Raw genomic sequence first — 17716 nt, forward strand, 5'->3', positions numbered from 1 at the left:
CGGCGGGAGGCCGGGGCCCGGCGGCGGAGGTCAGGGGCCCGGCGGGCGAGGCGGCGCAGGGCGCCGGCCGTGCGGCGGGGGGCCGTGGCGAGGGTGAGGGGGACGCGGAGGGTGCTCGCCCTGGGCGCGACGGCCCGGACCGGTGAGAGGGACGGACGGCCGGGGCCGCCGGTCCGCGTCCGTGCGGGTGCGGTCCGTCGCAGGAGCAGCAGGCGTATACCCATGCCCGCATCCTCAGGGCCGCCTCGTGGTGATGCCCCTTTCGCGGGGGCCACCTGAGTGACGGCGCTCTCGTGCGCCCCCGTGGGGCGGGCGGGGCGGCAAGGCCCCCGGAGGAGGGGGCACCGCCGGCCCGGCCCTCCCCCGGGCCCCGCACCCGCACCCGCACCCGCACCCGCACCCGCACCCGCCGGAGGCTAGTGCGCCGCGGATTCCCAGTCGTCGCCCACGCCGACCGAGACGCCGAGGGGGACCTTGAGGGTCACCGCGTCGGCCATTTCGCGGCGGACCAGGGCTTCCACGGCGGACCGCTCGCCGGGGGCGATCTCCAGGACGATTTCGTCGTGGACCTGGAGCAGCATGCGGGAGGTGTGGCCGGCCTCGCGCAGCGCCTTGTCCAGGTTGAGCATGGCGATCTTGACGATGTCGGCGGCCGTGCCCTGGATGGGCGCGTTGAGGGCCATGCGCTCGGCCATCTCGCGCCGCTGGCGGTTGTCGCTGTTGAGGTCGGGCAGGTACCGGCGGCGGCCGAAGACCGTCTCCGTGTACCCGGTGGCCCGCGCCTCGTCGACGACCCGGCGCAGATAGTCGCGGACTCCGCCGAACCGCTCGAAGTAGGCGTCCATGAGGCCGCGGGCCTCGGCCGCCTCGATGTTGAGCTGCTGGGAGAGGCCGAAGGCCGACAGCCCGTAGGCGAGGCCGTACGACATGGCCTTGATCTTGCGGCGCATCTCCGCGTCGACCGCGCCGGGCTCGACGGAGAAGACCTGCGCGGCGGCGGTGGTGTGCAGGTCCTCGCCGGAGGTGAACGCCTCGATGAGCCCCGCGTCCTCGGAGAGGTGGGCCATCACCCGCAGTTCGATCTGGCTGTAGTCGGCGGTCATCAGGGACTCGAAGCCCTCGCCGACGACGAAGCCGCGGCGGATGGCCCGGCCCTCGTCGGTGCGCACCGGGATGTTCTGGAGGTTCGGGTCGGTGGAGGAGAGGCGGCCGGTCGCGGCGACGGTCTGGTTGAACGTGGTGTGGATGCGGCCGTCCGCGGCGATGGTCTTGATCAGGCCCTCGACGGTGACGCGCAGCTTGGCCTGCTCACGGTGGCGGAGCATGATCACCGGGAGTTCGTTCTCGGTCTGGCCGGCGAGCCAGGCGAGGGCGTCGGCGTCGGTGGTGTAGCCGGTCTTGGTCTTCTTGGTCTTCGGCAGGTTCAGCTCGCCGAAGAGGACCTCCTGGAGCTGCTTGGGCGAGCCGAGGTTGAACTCGCGTCCGGCCGCGGCGTGGGCCTCCTTCACCGCCTGCTGCACGGCGCCGGCGAACATCTGCTCCATGGTCTCCAGGTGGGCCCGGTCGGCGGCGATGCCGTGCCGCTCCATGCGGGCGAGCAGGGCCGAGGTGGGCAGCTCCATGTCGCGCAGCAGGTCCGCGGCGCCGACCTCGCGCAGCCGGTCCTCGAACGCCTCGCCCAGATCGAGGACGGCACGGGCCTGCACCATGAGCGCCTCGGCCTCCGCCTCCTCGTCCGCTCCGAAGGCGAGCTGCCCGTCGGCCGCGGCGGCCGGGGCCAGCTCGCGGTGCAGGTACTCCAGGGAGAGGGCGTCCAGGTCGAAGGAGCGGCGGCCCGGCTTGACCAGGTACGCGGCGAGGGCGGTGTCCATGCCGACGCCGGCGACGCTCCAGCCGTGCTCGGCGAGGACCCGCATGGCGCTCTTGGCGTCGTGGAGGACCTTGGGCCGCTCCGGGTCGGACAGCCAGCCGGCGAAGGCCCGCTCGTCGGCCTCGTCGAGCTGCGCCGGGTCGAACCAGGCGGCCGGTCCCGCCCCCGTGGCGAGGGCCACCTCGGCCACCGAGCCGGCGCCCAGCGCCCAGGTGCCGACCAGCGCGACACCGAGCGGCTCGGCGGCGTGCCCGGCGAGCCAGCCGGCCAGTTCGCCGGTGCCGAGGACGGTGCCGTCCAGTTCGACGCCGTCGGCGACGACCGGGGTGGCCTCCGCCTCCTGGGCGCCGGGGTCGACGGCGTAGAGCCGCTCGCGCAGCGACGGGTTGCGGATCTCCAGGGTGTCCAGGACCAGGGCGACGCCCTTGCGGTCGTAGGCGGTGCGCTCCAGGTCGGTGACGGCCTTCGGCAGCGCGACCCGGCGGTCCAGCTCGGTGAGGCGGCGGTTGAGCTTGACGGACTCCAGGTGGTCGCGGAGGTTCTGCCCGGCCTTGCCCTTGACCTCGTCGACGCGCTCGACCAGGTCCGCGAAGGAGCCGAACTGGTTGATCCACTTCGCGGCGGTCTTCTCGCCGACGCCGGGGATGCCGGGCAGGTTGTCCGAGGGGTCGCCGCGCAGGGCGGCGAAGTCCGGGTACTGGGCGGGGGTCAGTCCGTACTTCTCGACGACCTTCGCCGGGGTGAACCGGGTCAGCTCGGAGACGCCCTTGGTCGGGTAGAGCACGGTGGTGTGGTCGCTGACGAGCTGGAAGGAGTCCCGGTCGCCGGTGACGATCAGCACCTCGAAGCCCTCGGCCTCGGCCTCGGTGGCGAGGGTGGCGATCACGTCGTCCGCCTCGAAGCCCTCGACGGCGAAGCGGGAGACGTGCATCACGTCGAGGAGTTCGCAGATCAGCTCGACCTGGCCCTTGAACTCGTCCGGGGTCTTGGAGCGGTTCGCCTTGTACTCCGTGAACTCCTCGGAGCGCCAGGTCTTGCGGGACACGTCGAAGGCCACCGCGAAGTGCGTGGGCGCCTCGTCACGCAACGTGTTGGCGAGCATCGACGCGAAGCCGTAGATCGCGTTGGTCGGCTGGCCCGTCGCGGTCGTGAAGTTCTCCGCGGGGAGCGCGAAGAACGCGCGGTAGGCCAGGGAGTGCCCGTCCATGAGCATGAGGCGCGGACGGCCGCCGCCGGGGGTGCTGTCGGTCTTCTTCGATGCTGTCTCTGCCACGTCCCCGATCCTCCCACGTGCCACCGACAGCCGGGCCCGCCCCGGCCCGGTCCGGCGCGCGGCCCGCTCCCGCCGCCGGGCGCGGCGGTACAGGCGTACGCCCTCCGAGCGGGTGCCCGGCCCCTCCCCCGGCGGGTTCCGGCACGGCTGCGCAACCACCGTCTTCACGACCGCCACCGCATCCCCCCACGGCCGGACGGCCGGGCCGGCGGCGGCCCGTGCGAGGATCGGAGACGTACCTCACACGTGAAAGCGAAGGAGCGAGCGATGGCCAGCAAGCCGCCCAAGAGTGATCCGGTGCAGGACGCGCCGCAGGTCGCCGAGCCCAAGCACGCGGCGGCGGGTCTGACGGCCATCGGCCACAGCCTGCGCATGGCACAGGCGCAGATGGGTGTGAAGCGGACGGCGCTGACACTGCTGAACGTCAACCAGAAGAAAGGTTTCGACTGTCCGGGCTGCGCCTGGCCGGAGCCGGAGCACCGGCACACGGCGGAGTTCTGCGAGAACGGCGCGAAGGCCGTGGCCGAGGAGGCCACGCTGCGCCGGGTGACACCGGCGTTCTTCGCCGAGCACTCGGTGGCCGATCTGGCGACCCGCAGCGGCTACTGGCTCGGGCAGCAGGGCCGCCTCACCCACCCCGTGTACCTGCCCGAGGGCGGTGAGCACTACGAGCCGGTCACCTGGGAGCGCGCCTTCGACATCGTCGCCGAGGAGATCACCGCCCTGGACTCGCCGGACGAGGCCCTCTTCTACACCTCCGGCCGCACCAGCAACGAGGCCGCCTTCCTTTACCAGCTCTTCGCCCGCGAACTGGGCACCAACAACCTGCCGGACTGCTCCAACATGTGCCACGAGTCGTCCGGCTCGGCGCTGTCGGAGACGATCGGCGTCGGCAAGGGCAGCGTCCTGCTGGAGGACCTGTACAAGTCCGACCTGATCATCGTCGCCGGGCAGAACCCGGGCACCAACCACCCGCGCATGCTCTCCGCCCTGGAGAAGGCGAAGGCCAACGGCGCGAAGGTGATCAGCGTCAACCCGCTGCCCGAGGCCGGGCTGGAGCGGTTCAAGAACCCGCAGACGCCCAAGGGGCTCACCACCGGCGCCTCGCTCACCGACCTGTTCCTCCAGATACGGCTCGGCGGCGACCAGGCCCTGTTCCGGCTGCTGAACAAGCTGATCCTGGAGACCGAGGGCGCGGTCGACGAGAGCTTCGTCAGCGAACACACCCACGGATTCGAGGAGTTCGCCAAGGCCGCGCGCGAGGCGGACTGGGACGAGACCCTCACGGCGACCGGCCTGAGCCGCGAGGACATCGAGGCGACGCTGCGCATGGTGCTCGCCTCCGAGCGCACCATCGTCTGCTGGGCGATGGGGCTCACCCAGCACAAGCACTCGGTGCCCACGATCCGCGAGGTCGTGAACTTCCTGCTGCTGCGCGGCAACATCGGCCGCCCCGGCGCCGGCGTCTGCCCGGTGCGCGGTCACTCCAACGTGCAGGGCGACCGCACGATGGGCATCTTCGAGCGTCCCGACCCGGCGTTCCTGGACGCCATGGAGAAGGAGTTCGGCTTCGCGATGCCGCGCGAGCACGGGTACGACGTGGTGCGCGGCATCCGGGCGCTGCGCGACGGCGCGGCGAAGGTGTTCTTCGCGATGGGCGGCAACTTCGTGTCGGCCTCCCCCGACACGGAGGTCACCGAGGCGGCCATGCGGCGGGCGCGGCTCACGGTGCACGTGTCGACCAAGCTGAACCGCTCCCACGCGGTCACGGGCGCGCGGGCGCTGATCCTGCCGACCCTCGGGCGCACCGAGCGGGACACGCAGGCGGGCGGCGACCAGTTCGTGACGGTCGAGGACTCGATGGGCATGGTGCACTCCTCGCGCGGGCGGCTGGACCCGGCGAGCCGGCACCTGCTCTCCGAGCCGGCCATCGTGTGCCGGCTGGCCCGGCGGGTGCTCGGGGAGAAGAGCACGGTGCCGTGGGAGGAGTTCGAGCGGGACTACGGGGCGATCCGTGACCGCATCGGGCGCGTGGTCCCCGGTTTCGAGGACTTCAACGCGCGCGTGGCGCACCCCGGCGGCTTCACCCTGCCGCACGCCCCGCGCGACGAGCGCCGCTTCCCGACGGCGACCGGCAAGGCCAACTTCACGGCGGCGCCGGTGGAGTTCCCGGAGCTGCCCGAGGGGCGGCTGCTGCTCCAGACGCTGCGCTCGCACGACCAGTACAACACCACGATCTACGGGCTGGACGACCGCTACCGGGGTATCAAGAACGGCCGCCGGGTGGTCCTGGTCAACCCGTCGGACGCCCGCGACCTGGACGTGCTGGACGGCTCCTACGTGGACCTGGTCGGCGAGTGGTCGGACGGCGTGGAGCGGCGGGCGCCGGGCTTCCGGGTCGTGTACTACCCGACGGCGCGGGGGTGCGCGGCGGCGTACTACCCGGAGACCAACGTGCTGGTGCCGCTGGACGCCACGGCGGACACCAGCAACACCCCGGCCAGCAAGTCGGTCGTGGTCCGTCTGGAACAATCGACGGCCGGCTGAGCGTTCGCTCGGCAGGCCGACGTACGGATCGGGCCGACGGATCACGACGATTGGAGCCGGCTCATGGGTGAGCGGCAGCAGGTGCAGTTCCCGCAGGAGATCGTCGACGAGTACGCCGCGCTCGGCGTCGACCTGCCGGCGTTGTTCTCCGCCGGGCACCTCGGGACGCGGATGGGTGTGGAGATCGTCGAGGCATCGGCCGAGCGGGTCGTCGGCACGATGCCGGTGGAGGGCAACACGCAGCCGTACGGGCTGCTGCACGGCGGCGCCTCGGCGGTGCTGGCGGAGACGCTCGGGTCGGTCGGCTCGATGCTGCACGGCGGCAGTTCCAAGATCGCCGTCGGGGTCGACCTGAACTGCACCCACCACCGCGGGGTCCGTTCCGGTCTGGTCACGGGTGTGGCCACGCCGGTGCACCGGGGCCGCTCGACGGCGACGTACGAGATCGTCATCAGCGACGAGGAGGACCGGCGGGTGTGCACCGCGCGGCTGACGTGCCTGCTGCGGGACGTGTCCCCCGGCGGGGCGCCGGCCGGCGCGGCGGGGTGAGCCGGGGGGCGCCGCCGGTGCGGCGCCCCTGGGCGGAGGGCCGGGCGGGTGCGGACACCCGTCCGGCCCTCCGCCGTTCCGGCCCCAGCCGCCGGCCGTTCAGCCAACTCCCCTATAAAGGGGACGCCTTGGGCCCCACGAGGGGTGGCCCGGACCCTCTCCTCAGCCCCGGCCGTCCGTGGGGGAGCCCCCGGCCGTCCGGGGGCTCCCCCACCTCCCTCACGGACCCCACGAGGCCCGCCGCCCGCCAACTCCCCCTCGCCGCAGCCCTCCTGAGTCGGCGTCACCGTCGCGGCACCACACCGCCGTCGCCCCCGCCCCCGCAGCGCCCCGCCTCTCGGCCTCGGGTCCCGGGCCCGGGGCGCTCTCGGTGTCCGCGATCCCCGCGGCACCTTTCCAGACATAACCGCATTCCACCCGCAAGATCATTCCCGCGTTCCAGGTGGCGAAATACGGAAAGATCTCGCGGAATGCCGGACTCCTATTCTCGGGGCGTCACGCTGCGTAATGCATGTGTAATACACGTGAACAGTTTCACCCCGAGTACGCGCTATGCCCGACACCTCTCCGAGGCCCCACAGGTCGCCTACAGCAACGATTCCGCGTAATCACCAAAACGCCCGAGACGCCTGAACATGCCCCCTCGGTCCTGCGGGTTCTCAAGATGCGGACCGGGCGAATCAGCCGGAATTCAGCCCTTCTTCCCCACTGTCACCGCTCTGCAATACCCCGTGTCATAACAAGAGAGTCACAGCCTCTGTCAGACCCTCCTCGACCTTCACTACCCGCGCTTAGAGTCACGGCCAGTCACGGCGCAGTCGGAATGTCACTTCGGCGCAGCGCTCGACTCGGCCGTATCCACACGGGGAAGCGGCTGTGCCAGGGAAAGGACTGATCGTGCGTCAACGTTCGCTCATCGCCATCACCGCCGCTCTGGCGGCCGGAGCCCTCACCCTCACCGCCTGCGGCTCACGCGACGACGACGGCGGTTCCGACTCCGGGAACGGCGGTTCCAAGGGCACCACCGTCGTCATCGGCGTCGACGCCCCGCTGACCGGCGACCTGTCCGCGCTCGGCCTGGGCATCAAGAACTCGGCCGACCTCGCCGCCAAGACGGCCAACAAGCAGGAGTTCGTCAAGGGCATCACCTTCGAGGTGCAGGCCCTCGACGACCAGGGCCAGCCCTCCGCCGGCCAGCAGAACGCCGCCAAGTTCGTCGCCAACAAGGACGTCCTCGGCGTCGTCGGCCCCCTGAACTCCTCGGTCGGCGAGTCCATGCAGAAGGTCTTCGACTCGGCCAAGCTGGTCGAGGTCTCGCCGGCCAACACCGGCCCGTCCCTCACCCAGGGCCCGGACTGGCGCACCAAGAAGGTCCGCCCGTACACGTCGTACTTCCGCACCGCGACCACGGACGCGATCCAGGGTCCCTTCGCCGCGCAGTACGTCTTCAACAAGGCCAAGAAGACCAAGGTCTTCGTCATCGACGACAAGAAGACCTACGGCGCCGGACTCGCCGGCACCTTCACCGACGAGTTCAAGAAGCTCGGCGGCAAGGTGGTCGGCACCGAACACATCAATCCGGACACCAAGGACTTCTCCTCGGTCGCCACCAAGGTCAAGAACTCCGGCGCCGATGTCGTCTACTACGGCGGTGAATACCCGCAGGCCGGACCGCTGAGCAAGCAGATCAAGGACGCCGGCGCCAAGATTCCGCTGGTCGGCGGAGACGGAATCAAGGACGACACGTTCATCAAGCTCGCCGGCGCGCAGAGCACGGGTGACCTGTCGACTTCCGTCGGCGCCCCGGTCGAGGAACTGGATTCGGCCAAGAAGTTCGTCGAGGACTACAAGGCGGCCGGTTACAAGGAGGACTACGCCGCTTACGGCGGATACTCCTACGACTCCGCCTGGGCGGTCATCGAGGCCGTCAAGAAGGTCGTCGAGGACAACGGCGGGAAGCTGCCCTCCGACGCGCGGGCCAAGGTCACCGAGGCCATGCAGAACGTCTCCTTCGACGGAGTGACCGGCAAGGTCTCCTTCGACGAGTTCGGTGACGCCACCAACAAGCAGCTCACCGTGTACGCCGTCAAGAACGGGGTCTTCGAGGCCGTCGACTCGGGCACCTACACCGGCTGACCCCACCGCACCACTGCCCACGAGCCGCGCGGGGCGCTGTTCCACAGGCGCCCCGCGCGGACTCGCATCCGGGCCACATCCGTCAACATCCGAACGTCTCGGAGGACATGCGGTGAACGAACTGCCGCAGCAGCTGGTCAACGGCCTGCTACTGGGATCCATGTACGGGCTGATCGCCATTGGCTACACGATGGTCTACGGCATCGTCCAGCTCATCAACTTCGCCCACGGCGAGATCTTCATGACCGGGGCCTTCGGCGCCCTCACGGTCTACGTGTACATCCTGCCCGACGGCACCTCCATGTGGATCGCCCTGCCCCTGATGCTGGTCGGCGCCATGATCGTGGCCGTCACGGTGGCCGTCGGGGCGGAACGGTTCGCCTACCGTCCGCTGCGCGGGGGCCCCCGCCTCGCCCCCCTCATCACGGCCATCGGCCTCTCCCTCGCCCTCCAGCAGGCGGTGTGGGCCTGGTACCCGGAGGCGAAGTCCGCCCGGACCTTCCCGCAGATCCCGGGCGGCCCCTTCCAGATCGGCAGCGTCACCATCCAGACCGGTGACGTCTTCCTGCTGATCGCGGCGCCGGTGAGCATGGCGTTCCTCGGCTACTTCGTGATGCGCACCCGCACCGGGCGCGGCATGCAGGCCACCGCGCAGGACCCGGACACCGCCAAGCTGATGGGCGTCAACACGGACCGCATCATCGTGGTCGCCTTCGCCCTCGGCGCCACGTTCGCCGCGGTCGGAGCCCTCGCCAACGGCCTGAAGTACGGCCAGATCGACTTCCGTATGGGCTTCATCCTCGGCCTCAAGGCGTTCACCGCGGCCGTGCTCGGCGGCATCGGCAACATCTACGGCGCCATGATCGGCGGGGTCGTCCTCGGCATCGCCGAGACCCTGGCCACCGCCTACATCTCCGACATCCCCGGCATGGGCCAGTTCGGCAGCCAGTCCTGGGCGGACGTCTGGGCCTTCATCCTCCTCATCCTCGTACTGCTGTTCCGGCCACAGGGCCTGCTCGGCGAGCGCGTTGCGGACAGGGCGTGACACCGATGACCACACAGACCACCCCTCCCAAGAGCCCCGACATCCCCGCGGCGGGCGCCCCCGCCGGCCTCATCGGCATCCCCGAGCGCATCGCCCGCGCCCTCGCCACCGGCGGCGGCGTCCTGGCCGTCGTCTCCACCTTCCTCGCCTGGACCTGGACGGACGAGTTCCCCGGCGACCTCACCTTCTACGGCTACCCGGGCGGACTCCAGGTCCTGGTCCTGATCGGCGGCGCCCTCACCGCGCTGTTCGGCCTGGCGACCTACGGGGTCAAGGGGCTCGGCTGGCTCACCCCCGCGGGCGGTGACGCGGCGCTCAAGCTCACCTCCCTGGCCACCTTCGCCACCGCCTGGTACACCGTCCTCGCCATCAGCTTCCGGCTCGGCGGCGTGGTCAACCTGGAGCCGGGCGGCTACGTCGTCGCCGTCGTCACCCTGGCCGGGGTCCTCGGCGCCCTGGCGCTGCCCTTCGAGCGGCCCGAGCCCGACCCGATCGACCCCGAGGCGAGCCGCGGGGAGCGCTTCCGGCACGACGCCGCGCACGGCTGGCACGTCGTCAAGGCGTCCTTCGCCGCCGGCACCCCGCGCCCCCTGCGCCGGCTGCCCGCCTCGCTGGAGATCCTCGTCATCGTCGGCATCCTCGCCGTCTGCCTGCTGGTCTTCACGTACGGCATCGGCACCGAGTACGACGAGCTGTTCATCGGCTTCCTGATCACGGCCGGGTTCTGCTTCGCCGCGCTGCACAAGGCCGGTCTGATCGCCCACGCCACCCGGATCACGGCCCGGCACCAGAACATCACCATCTGCGGCGCGTTCGTCGCGGCGGCCTGCTTCCCCTTCACCCAGACCGACGACCAGTACGCGACGATCGGCGTCTACATCCTGATCTTCGCCACGGTCGCCCTCGGCCTGAACATCGTCGTCGGCCTCGCCGGCCTGCTCGACCTCGGTTACGTCGCCTTCCTCGGTGTCGGCGCCTACGCCGCCGCCCTGGTCTCCGGCTCGCCCAGCTCCCCGTTCGACGTGCACTTCCCGTTCTGGGCCGCCGTGCTGGTCGGCGCCCTCGCCTCGCTGGTCTTCGGCGTCCTCATCGGCGCCCCGACCCTCAGGCTGCGCGGCGACTACCTCGCCATCGTCACCCTCGGCTTCGGCGAGATCTTCCGGATCGCGGCCAACAACCTGGACGGCACCTCGGGCCCGGACCTCACCAACGGCTCCAACGGCGTCTCCTCCGTCCCCGACCTGGAGATCCTCGGTTTCGACCTGGGCGTCCACCACGTCATCGGCGGGGTCACCATCGGCCGCTTCGCCAACTACTTCTTCCTGATGCTCCTCATCACGGCCGTCGTCGTCCTGGTCTTCCGGCGCAGCGGCGACTCCCGCATCGGCCGGGCGTGGGTGGCGATCCGGGAGGACGAGACGGCGGCGCTGGCCATGGGCATCCACGGCTTCCGGGTCAAGCTGATCGCGTTCGCGGTCGGCGCCACCCTGGCCGGTCTGGCGGGCACCGTGCAGGCGCACGTGACGTACACCGTCACGCCCGAGCAGTACCTCTTCGCCGGCGCGATCCCGCCGAACTCCGCCTTCCTGCTGGCCGCGGTCGTCCTCGGCGGCATGGGGACCATCGGCGGGCCCCTGATCGGCGCGGCGCTGCTCTTCCTGATCCCCAACAAGCTCCAGTTCCTCGGCAACTACCAGCTCTTCGCCTTCGGACTCGCGCTCGTCCTGCTGATGCGCTTCCGCCCGGAGGGCCTCGTCCCGAACCGGCGCCGCCAGCTCGAATTCCACGAAGAGGCGGCAGCGCCCGACGTCCTGAGCAAGACAGGGGCCTGACCACGATGACCACCGACACCACGACCACGGACACGGCGCCCGCGGCGCCCGGCTCCGGCACCCCGCTGCTCGACGCGCGCGGCGTCACCATGCGCTTCGGCGGCCTCACCGCCGTCCGCGGCGTCGACCTCACCGTGAACAGCGGGGAGATCGTCGGCCTGATCGGCCCCAACGGCGCCGGCAAGACCACGTTCTTCAACTGCCTGACGGGGCTGTACGTCCCGACCGAGGGCGAGGTCCGCTTCCGCGACAAGGTGCTGCCGCCCAAGTCGTTCAAGGTGACCGCCGCCGGCATCGCCCGCACCTTCCAGAACATCCGGCTGTTCGCCAACATGACGGTCCTGGAGAACGTCCTCGTGGGCCGGCACACCCGGACCAAGGAGGGCTTCTGGTCGGCCGTCCTGCGCGGCCCCGGTTTCCACCGGGCGGAGGCGACCTCCCGCGAACGGGCCATGGAACTCCTGGAGTTCGTGGGGCTCGGTCACAAGGCCGACCACCTCTCGCGGAACCTGCCCTACGGCGAGCAGCGCAAGCTGGAGATCGCCCGCGCGCTCGCCAGCGAGCCGGGGCTGCTGCTCCTGGACGAGCCGACGGCAGGGATGAACCCGCAGGAGACGCGGGCCACGGAGGAACTGGTCTTCGCCATCCGCGACCGGGGCATCGCCGTCCTCGTCATCGAGCACGACATGCGCTTCATCTTCAACCTGTGCGACCGCGTCGCCGTCCTCGTGCAGGGACAGAAGCTGATCGAGGGCGACAGCGCCACCGTCCAGGGCGACGAGCGCGTCGTCGCGGCCTACCTCGGCGAGCCGCTGGAGAACGACCCGGGCGCGGCCGAGGCCGCCGAGGTGGAGGCCGCGGAGGCGCACGCCGCCGAGGCGGAGGCCGCCGACGCGGAAGCGCAGGCCGCCGGCGCACAGGCCACCGACGCGGAAGCAGCCGAGGCACAGGCCACCGACGCGGAAGCAGCCGGCGCACAGGCCGAGAACCCGACCGACACCGCGGCCGGCAAGGAGAACGACCGATGACCGCACTGCTAGAGGTCGAGGACCTCCGCGTCGCCTACGGCAAGATCCAGGCCGTGAAGGGCATCTCCTTCACGGTCGACGCCGGCGAGGTGGTCACCCTGATCGGCACCAACGGCGCCGGCAAGACCACCACCCTGCGCACCCTGTCCGGCCTGCTCAAGCCGGTCGGCGGGCAGATCCGGTTCCGGGGCAAGTCGCTGAAGAAGATCCCGGCGCACGAGATCGTCTCACTGGGGCTCGCCCACTCCCCCGAGGGGCGGCACATCTTCCCGCGCATGTCGATCGAGGACAACCTGCGGCTCGGCGCGTTCCTGCGCAGCGACAAGGCGGGCATCGAGAAGGACATCCAGCGCGCCTACGGTCTCTTCCCGATCCTCGGGGAGCGCCGCAAGCAGGCGGCGGGCACCCTGTCCGGCGGTGAGCAGCAGATGCTCGCCATGGGCCGGGCCCTGATGTCCCAGCCGCAGTTGCTGATGCTGGACGAGCCGTCCATGGGCCTGTCGCCGATCATGATGCAGAAGATCATGGCGACGATCGCCGAGCTGAAGGAGCAGGGCACCACGATCCTGCTGGTCGAGCAGAACGCCCAGGCGGCACTGTCCCTGGCCGACCAGGGTCATGTGATGGAGGTCGGCAACATCGTCCTGTCCGGATCGGGCCGGGAACTGCTGCACGACGAGTCCGTCCGCAAGGCGTACCTCGGCGAGGACTGAGAGGCTCGCGGCGGGGGCCGGACAGGGCCCGGTCCCCGCGGAAGAGGCCCGCGCCCCCGTGACGGGGGGCGCGGGCCTCGTGCGTACGCGGTACGGACACCGTGCGCGCGCCCGCGTGTACGGGGGCGCGGGGCGGGGTCAGCCCTTGGCGGCCTTCTTCTCCTCGGCGTCCTGGATGACGGCCTCGGCCACCTGCTGCATGGACATCCGCCGGTCCATGGAGGTCTTCTGAATCCACCGGAAGGCGGCGGGCTCGGTCAGTCCGTACTCCGTCTGGAGCACCGACTTGGCGCGGTCGACCAGCTTGCGGGTCTCCAGCCGCTGGCTGAGGTCGGCGACCTCCTGCTCCAGGGCCTTCAGTTCCGTGAAGCGCGAGACGGCCATCTCGATGGCCGGGACGACGTCGCTCTTGCTGAACGGCTTGACGAGGTACGCCATCGCGCCGGCGTCCCGGGCCCGCTCGACCAGGTCGCGCTGGGAGAAGGCGGTCAGCATCAGCACCGGCGCGATGCTCTCCTCGGCGATCTTCTCGGCCGCGGAGATGCCGTCCAGCTTGGGCATCTTCACATCGAGGATCACGAGGTCCGGCCGGTGCTCGCGGGCCAGTTCCACCGCCCGCTCCCCGTCGCCCGCCTCGCCGACGACCGTGTACCCCTCTTCCTCCAGCATCTCTTTGAGGTCGAGCCGGATCAGGGCCTCGTCCTCGGCGATGACGACCCGGGTCGTCAGGGGAGGCACGTGTGACGAGCCCTCCTCGGGCGCGTCGGCGGGCTGGGGCGACTCGGGGGCGGTCACGTGGGCTCCTCATGGGGGGCAGGGGCACTGCTGACAAGAGCCTACCTAGCTCCTGTATGTTTGAGTCACCGAGGGGCTACACTGACCTTCGGTTCGAAGAGGCTCCGGTAGTCCAATCGGCAGAGACGATGCCCTCAAAAGGCATTCAGTGTGGGTTCGAGTCCCACCCGGGGCACTTGCCTTTGTTTCCAAGGTGGGTCAGGGAATACCGCAAGCGGATGTCCGTATCCCGGACATCCGCTTTCCGCATACTGGACGGACACCCGCCCCCGGCGCCCCCTTCCGGGCGTCTCCCGCGGACCGCCGCCGCCTACGACTCCCCGTGCGCGGTGTCGTCCTCGCCGATCCGGTGCACCCGGACCATGTTCGTGGTGCCCGAGACGCCGGGCGGGGAGCCGGCGGTGATGACGACGACGTCGCCCTTCTCGCACCGGCCGTAGCGCGTCAGCAACTCGTCCACCTGCTCGACCATCCCGTCGGTGGTGCCCGCGTGCGGACCGAGGAAGGTCTCCACGCCCCAGGTCAGGCTGAGCTGGGAGCGGGTGGCCGGTTCCGGGGTGAAGGCGAGCAGCGGGATCGGCGAGCGGTAGCGCGACAGGCGCCGGGCGGTGTCGCCGGACTGGGTGAAGGCGACCAGGAACCGGGCGCCGAGGAAGTCGCCGGTCTCCGCCGCCGCGCGGGCCACCGCGCCGCCCTGGGTACGGGGCTTGTCGCGGCCGGTCAGCGGGGGCAGGCCCTCGGCGAGGAGGTCCTCCTCGGCCGCCTCGACGATGCGCGCCATGGTGCGCACGGCGTCGACGGCGTGCCGGCCGACGCTGGTCTCGCCGGAGAGCATCACCGCGTCCGTGCCGTCGATGACGGCGTTGGCGACGTCCGACGCCTCGGCGCGGGTGGGGCGGGAGTGGTCGATCATCGAGTCGAGCATCTGGGTGGCGACGATGACCGGCTTGGCGTTGCGCCTGGCCAGGGCGACGGCGCGCTTCTGGACGATCGGCACCTGTTCCAGGGGCATTTCGACGCCGAGGTCGCCGCGGGCGACCATGATGCCGTCGAAGGCGGCGACGATCTCCTCGATGTTCTCGACGGCCTGCGGTTTCTCCACCTTGGCGATGACGGGGAGGCGGCGGCCCTCCTCGTCCATGATGCGGTGGACGTCCACGACGTCGCGTCCGCCGCGGACGAAGGAGAGGGCGATGACGTCGAATCCGTTGCGCAGGGCCCAGCGCAGGTCGTCCTCGTCCTTCTTGGACAGGGCGGGGACGGAGACGGCGACGCCGGGCAGGTTGAGGCCCTTGTGGTCGGAGACCACGCCGCCCTCCACCACCGTGGTGCGCACCCGGGGGCCGTCGACGGCGGTGACCTCCAGGCAGACCCGGCCGTCGTCGACGAGGACGCGTTCACCGGGGGCGACGTCGCCGGCGAGTCCGGCGTAGGTGGTGCCGCACTGGTGGCGGTCGCCGGCCACGCCCTCCTCGACGGTGAGCGTGAAGGTGTCGCCGCGCTCCAGCAGGACGGGGCCTTCGGCGAAACGGCCGAGCCGGATCTTCGGACCCTGGAGGTCGGCGAGGGTGCCGACGCTGCGCCCGCTCTCGTCGGACGCCTTGCGGACCCGCCGGTAACGCTCCTCGTGCTCGGCGTGGGTGCCGTGGCTGAAATTGAACCGGGCGACATCCATTCCGGCCTCGACCAGGTCCTTGATCTGGTCGTACGAGTCGGTGGCGGGCCCCAGGGTACAGACGATCTTTGCTCGGCGCATGGGTCCGAGCCTATGCCGTACCGATCGGTAGTGAATTGGCCCCACATGACGAGTCAACCACCGTTGGGTGAAAGGTTGTTGCCCGCTGTCAGGATGTGCGGCGGAGTGCTCCGATGAGCGATTTCCGGCCGGATTTCCTTTCGCTTTTCCGGTCGCCTGTACGAGCCCGTTCCCGGACGGAGCGGCGGCCCGCGCCACCGTGCGGCCACCGGAACGAAACCCGCGCGCACTGTTGACATGCACCCTTCCCAAGACAGAATCTACGCGCGTTGCCGGACGGCCGCCGCCCGCGGGGCCCGTCCGCTGGTCCGTCAGTCGTTCGTTCCCGAGGGAGTCACCATGCCGTTGAACCGCCGGATGTTTCTGGAGGGGTCCGCCGTGACCGGGGCGGGGGTCGCCCTGGCCGGCGCGGCGGCTCCGGTGGCCGCGGCAGGCGAGCGGGGCAGGGGCCCCCGGCACCCGAAGCGGTACGAGCTGACCGTGATGGGCACCACCGACCTGCACGGGCACGTCTTCAACTGGGACTACTTCAAGGACGCCGAGTACGCCGACGCGGACGGCAACGCGAAGGGCCTGGCCCGGATCTCGACCCTGGTGAACCGCGTCCGCCGGGAGCGCGGCCGGCACCACACGCTGCTGCTGGACGCGGGCGACACCATCCAGGGCACTCCGCTGACGTACTACTACGCGAAGGTGGACCCGATCACCGCCGAGGGCGGCCCGGTGCACCCCATGGCGCAGGCGATGAACGCCATCGGGTACGACGCGGTGGCGCTCGGCAACCACGAGTTCAACTACGGCATCGAGACGCTGCGCGCCTTCGAGAGGCAGTGCCGCTTCCCGCTGCTCGGCGCCAACGCCGTGGACGCCCGCACGCTGCGGCCCGCCTTCCCGCCGTACCTCATGAAGACGTTCCGCCCGCCGGCCGGGCCGCCGGTGAAGGTGGCGGTGCTGGGGCTGACCAACCCGGGCATCGCCATCTGGGACAAGGCGTACGTGCGGGGCCGGCTCGCCTTCCCCGGTCTGGAGGAGCAGGCCGCCCGGTGGGTGCCGAGGCTGCGCTCGATGGGCGCCGACGTGGTCGTCGTCTCCGCCCACTCCGGCTCCTCGGGCACCTCCTCCTACGGCGACCAACTGCCGTACGTGGAGAACGCGGCGGCCGAGGTGGCCCGCAAGGTGCCCGGCATCGACGCGATCCTGGTCGGCCACGCCCACGAGGAGATCGCGGAGCTGAAGGTCGTCAACGAGGAGACCGGCCGCACCGTCGTCCTCTCGGAGCCGCTGTGCCACGCCGAACGGCTCACCCTCTTCGACATCGCCCTCGTCCTCGACCGGGGCCGCTGGCAGGTGGAGTCGGTGCGGGCCTCGCTGCGGGACTCCGCCGACGTCCCCGACGACCCGGCGATCACCCGGCTGCTGGCGGACGAGCACGCCCGGGTGGTGGCGTACGTCAACCAGGTGGTCGGCACCGCGACCGAGACGCTGACCACGGCCGAGGCACGGTACAAGGACGCCCCGATCATCGACCTGATCACCACGGTCCAGGAGGACGTGGTCCGGGAGGCGCTGGCGGGCACGGAGCACGCCTCGCTGCCGGTGCTGGCGCAGGCGTCGCCGTTCTCGCGGACCTCGGAGATCCCGGCCGGGGACGTGACGATCCGGGACCTGTCGAGCCTGTACGTGTACGACAACACGCTGGTCGCCAAGGTTCTCACGGGCGCCCAACTGCGGGCCTACCTGGAGTTCTCGGCGGAGTACTACACGCGGACGGCCCCCGGAGCCCCGGTCGACCCGGAGAAGCTGACCAACGCGAACGGGCGCCCGGACTACAACTACGACTACGTCTCCGGGCTCACCTACGAGATCGACGTCGCCCGCCCGGCCGGCTCCCGGATCTCCGCTCTGCGCCACGCGGGCGCCGAGGTGGCGGACGACCAGCGTTTCGTGCTGGCGGTGAACAACTACCGGGCCAACGGCGGCGGCGCCTTCCCGCACGTGGCGACCGCCCCCGAGCTGTGGTCGGAGTCGACGGAGATCCGCACCCGGATCGCGGAGTGGGTCACCGCGAAGGGCGTGCTGGACCCGCGGGACTTCGCGTCGGCGGACTGGGTCCTGACCCGCGAGGGCACGCCGGTGTTCTGACCGGCCGGGGCCCCGGCGCCGTACGCCGGG

General features: G+C 71.0%; 11 protein-coding genes and 1 tRNA gene. 9 read left to right on the top strand and 3 right to left on the bottom strand.

The features are described 5' to 3' along the window. Window positions 1–416: 416 nt before the first annotated feature. Window positions 417–3143: a DNA polymerase I gene (polA, locus tag J5Y05_RS28680; protein ID WP_210876197.1), complete on the bottom strand. Its 2727-nt coding sequence runs from the start codon at window positions 3141–3143 to the stop codon at window positions 417–419. 267 nt (window positions 3144–3410) lie between these two features. Here polA and J5Y05_RS28685 point away from each other — a divergent pair, with 267 nt between their 5' ends. The 7 genes from J5Y05_RS28685 to J5Y05_RS28715 all read left to right on the top strand — a co-directional run bounded on the left by J5Y05_RS28685 (window position 3411) and on the right by J5Y05_RS28715 (window position 12993). Continuing rightward, a complete protein-coding gene (locus J5Y05_RS28685) occupies window positions 3411–5690 on the top strand; it encodes an FdhF/YdeP family oxidoreductase (RefSeq protein ID WP_210876198.1) in 2280 nt (759 codons plus the stop codon). 63 nt (window positions 5691–5753) lie between these two features. Next, complete coding sequence (locus tag J5Y05_RS28690) at window positions 5754–6239, top strand: hotdog fold thioesterase (protein ID WP_210876199.1); 486 nt, start codon at window positions 5754–5756, stop codon at window positions 6237–6239. A gap of 897 nt (window positions 6240–7136) precedes the next feature. Next, window positions 7137–8375 carry a branched-chain amino acid ABC transporter substrate-binding protein gene (locus tag J5Y05_RS28695; RefSeq protein ID WP_210876200.1) on the top strand — a complete coding sequence of 413 codons (1239 nt, stop codon included), beginning with the start codon at window positions 7137–7139 and terminating at the stop codon, window positions 8373–8375. Between the two features lie 112 nt (window positions 8376–8487). Beyond that, entirely contained in the window at window positions 8488–9420 is a 933-nt protein-coding gene (locus tag J5Y05_RS28700) for a branched-chain amino acid ABC transporter permease (protein WP_210876201.1), read from the top strand. A gap of 5 nt (window positions 9421–9425) precedes the next feature. Further along, window positions 9426–11252: a branched-chain amino acid ABC transporter permease gene (locus J5Y05_RS28705; protein ID WP_210876202.1), complete on the top strand. Its 1827-nt coding sequence runs from the start codon at window positions 9426–9428 to the stop codon at window positions 11250–11252. 5 nt (window positions 11253–11257) lie between these two features. Continuing rightward, entirely contained in the window at window positions 11258–12280 is a 1023-nt protein-coding gene (locus tag J5Y05_RS28710; RefSeq protein ID WP_210876203.1) for an ABC transporter ATP-binding protein, read from the top strand. Beyond that, window positions 12277–12993: an ABC transporter ATP-binding protein gene (locus J5Y05_RS28715; protein ID WP_210876204.1), complete on the top strand. Its 717-nt coding sequence runs from the start codon at window positions 12277–12279 to the stop codon at window positions 12991–12993. Before J5Y05_RS28710 ends, J5Y05_RS28715 begins: the two co-directional genes overlap by 4 nt. A 138-nt stretch (window positions 12994–13131) precedes the next feature. On the opposite strand, the gene J5Y05_RS28720 is transcribed toward J5Y05_RS28715, so the two are convergent. Beyond that, on the bottom strand, window positions 13132–13788 hold the full coding sequence (locus J5Y05_RS28720) for an ANTAR domain-containing response regulator (RefSeq protein ID WP_210876205.1): 657 nt from the start codon (window positions 13786–13788) through the stop codon (window positions 13132–13134). 101 nt (window positions 13789–13889) lie between these two features. Between J5Y05_RS28720 and J5Y05_RS28725 the strand changes: the two genes are divergently transcribed. Beyond that, window positions 13890–13963, top strand: a tRNA-Leu gene (locus J5Y05_RS28725). A gap of 135 nt (window positions 13964–14098) precedes the next feature. Here the strand turns inward: J5Y05_RS28725 and pyk are convergent. Then, window positions 14099–15544: a pyruvate kinase gene (pyk, locus tag J5Y05_RS28730; protein ID WP_210876206.1), complete on the bottom strand. Its 1446-nt coding sequence runs from the start codon at window positions 15542–15544 to the stop codon at window positions 14099–14101. Window positions 15545–15883: 339 nt separating this feature from the next. Between pyk and J5Y05_RS28735 the strand changes: the two genes are divergently transcribed. Then, window positions 15884–17686 (top strand): bifunctional metallophosphatase/5'-nucleotidase, encoded by a 1803-nt coding sequence (locus tag J5Y05_RS28735; protein ID WP_210876207.1) that lies wholly within the window; start codon window positions 15884–15886, stop codon window positions 17684–17686. Window positions 17687–17716: the final 30 nt, after the last annotated feature.

The sequence above is a fragment of the Streptomyces tagetis genome, assembly GCF_018069565.1.
In the GTDB taxonomy this organism is placed as follows: domain Bacteria; phylum Actinomycetota; class Actinomycetes; order Streptomycetales; family Streptomycetaceae; genus Streptomyces; species Streptomyces tagetis.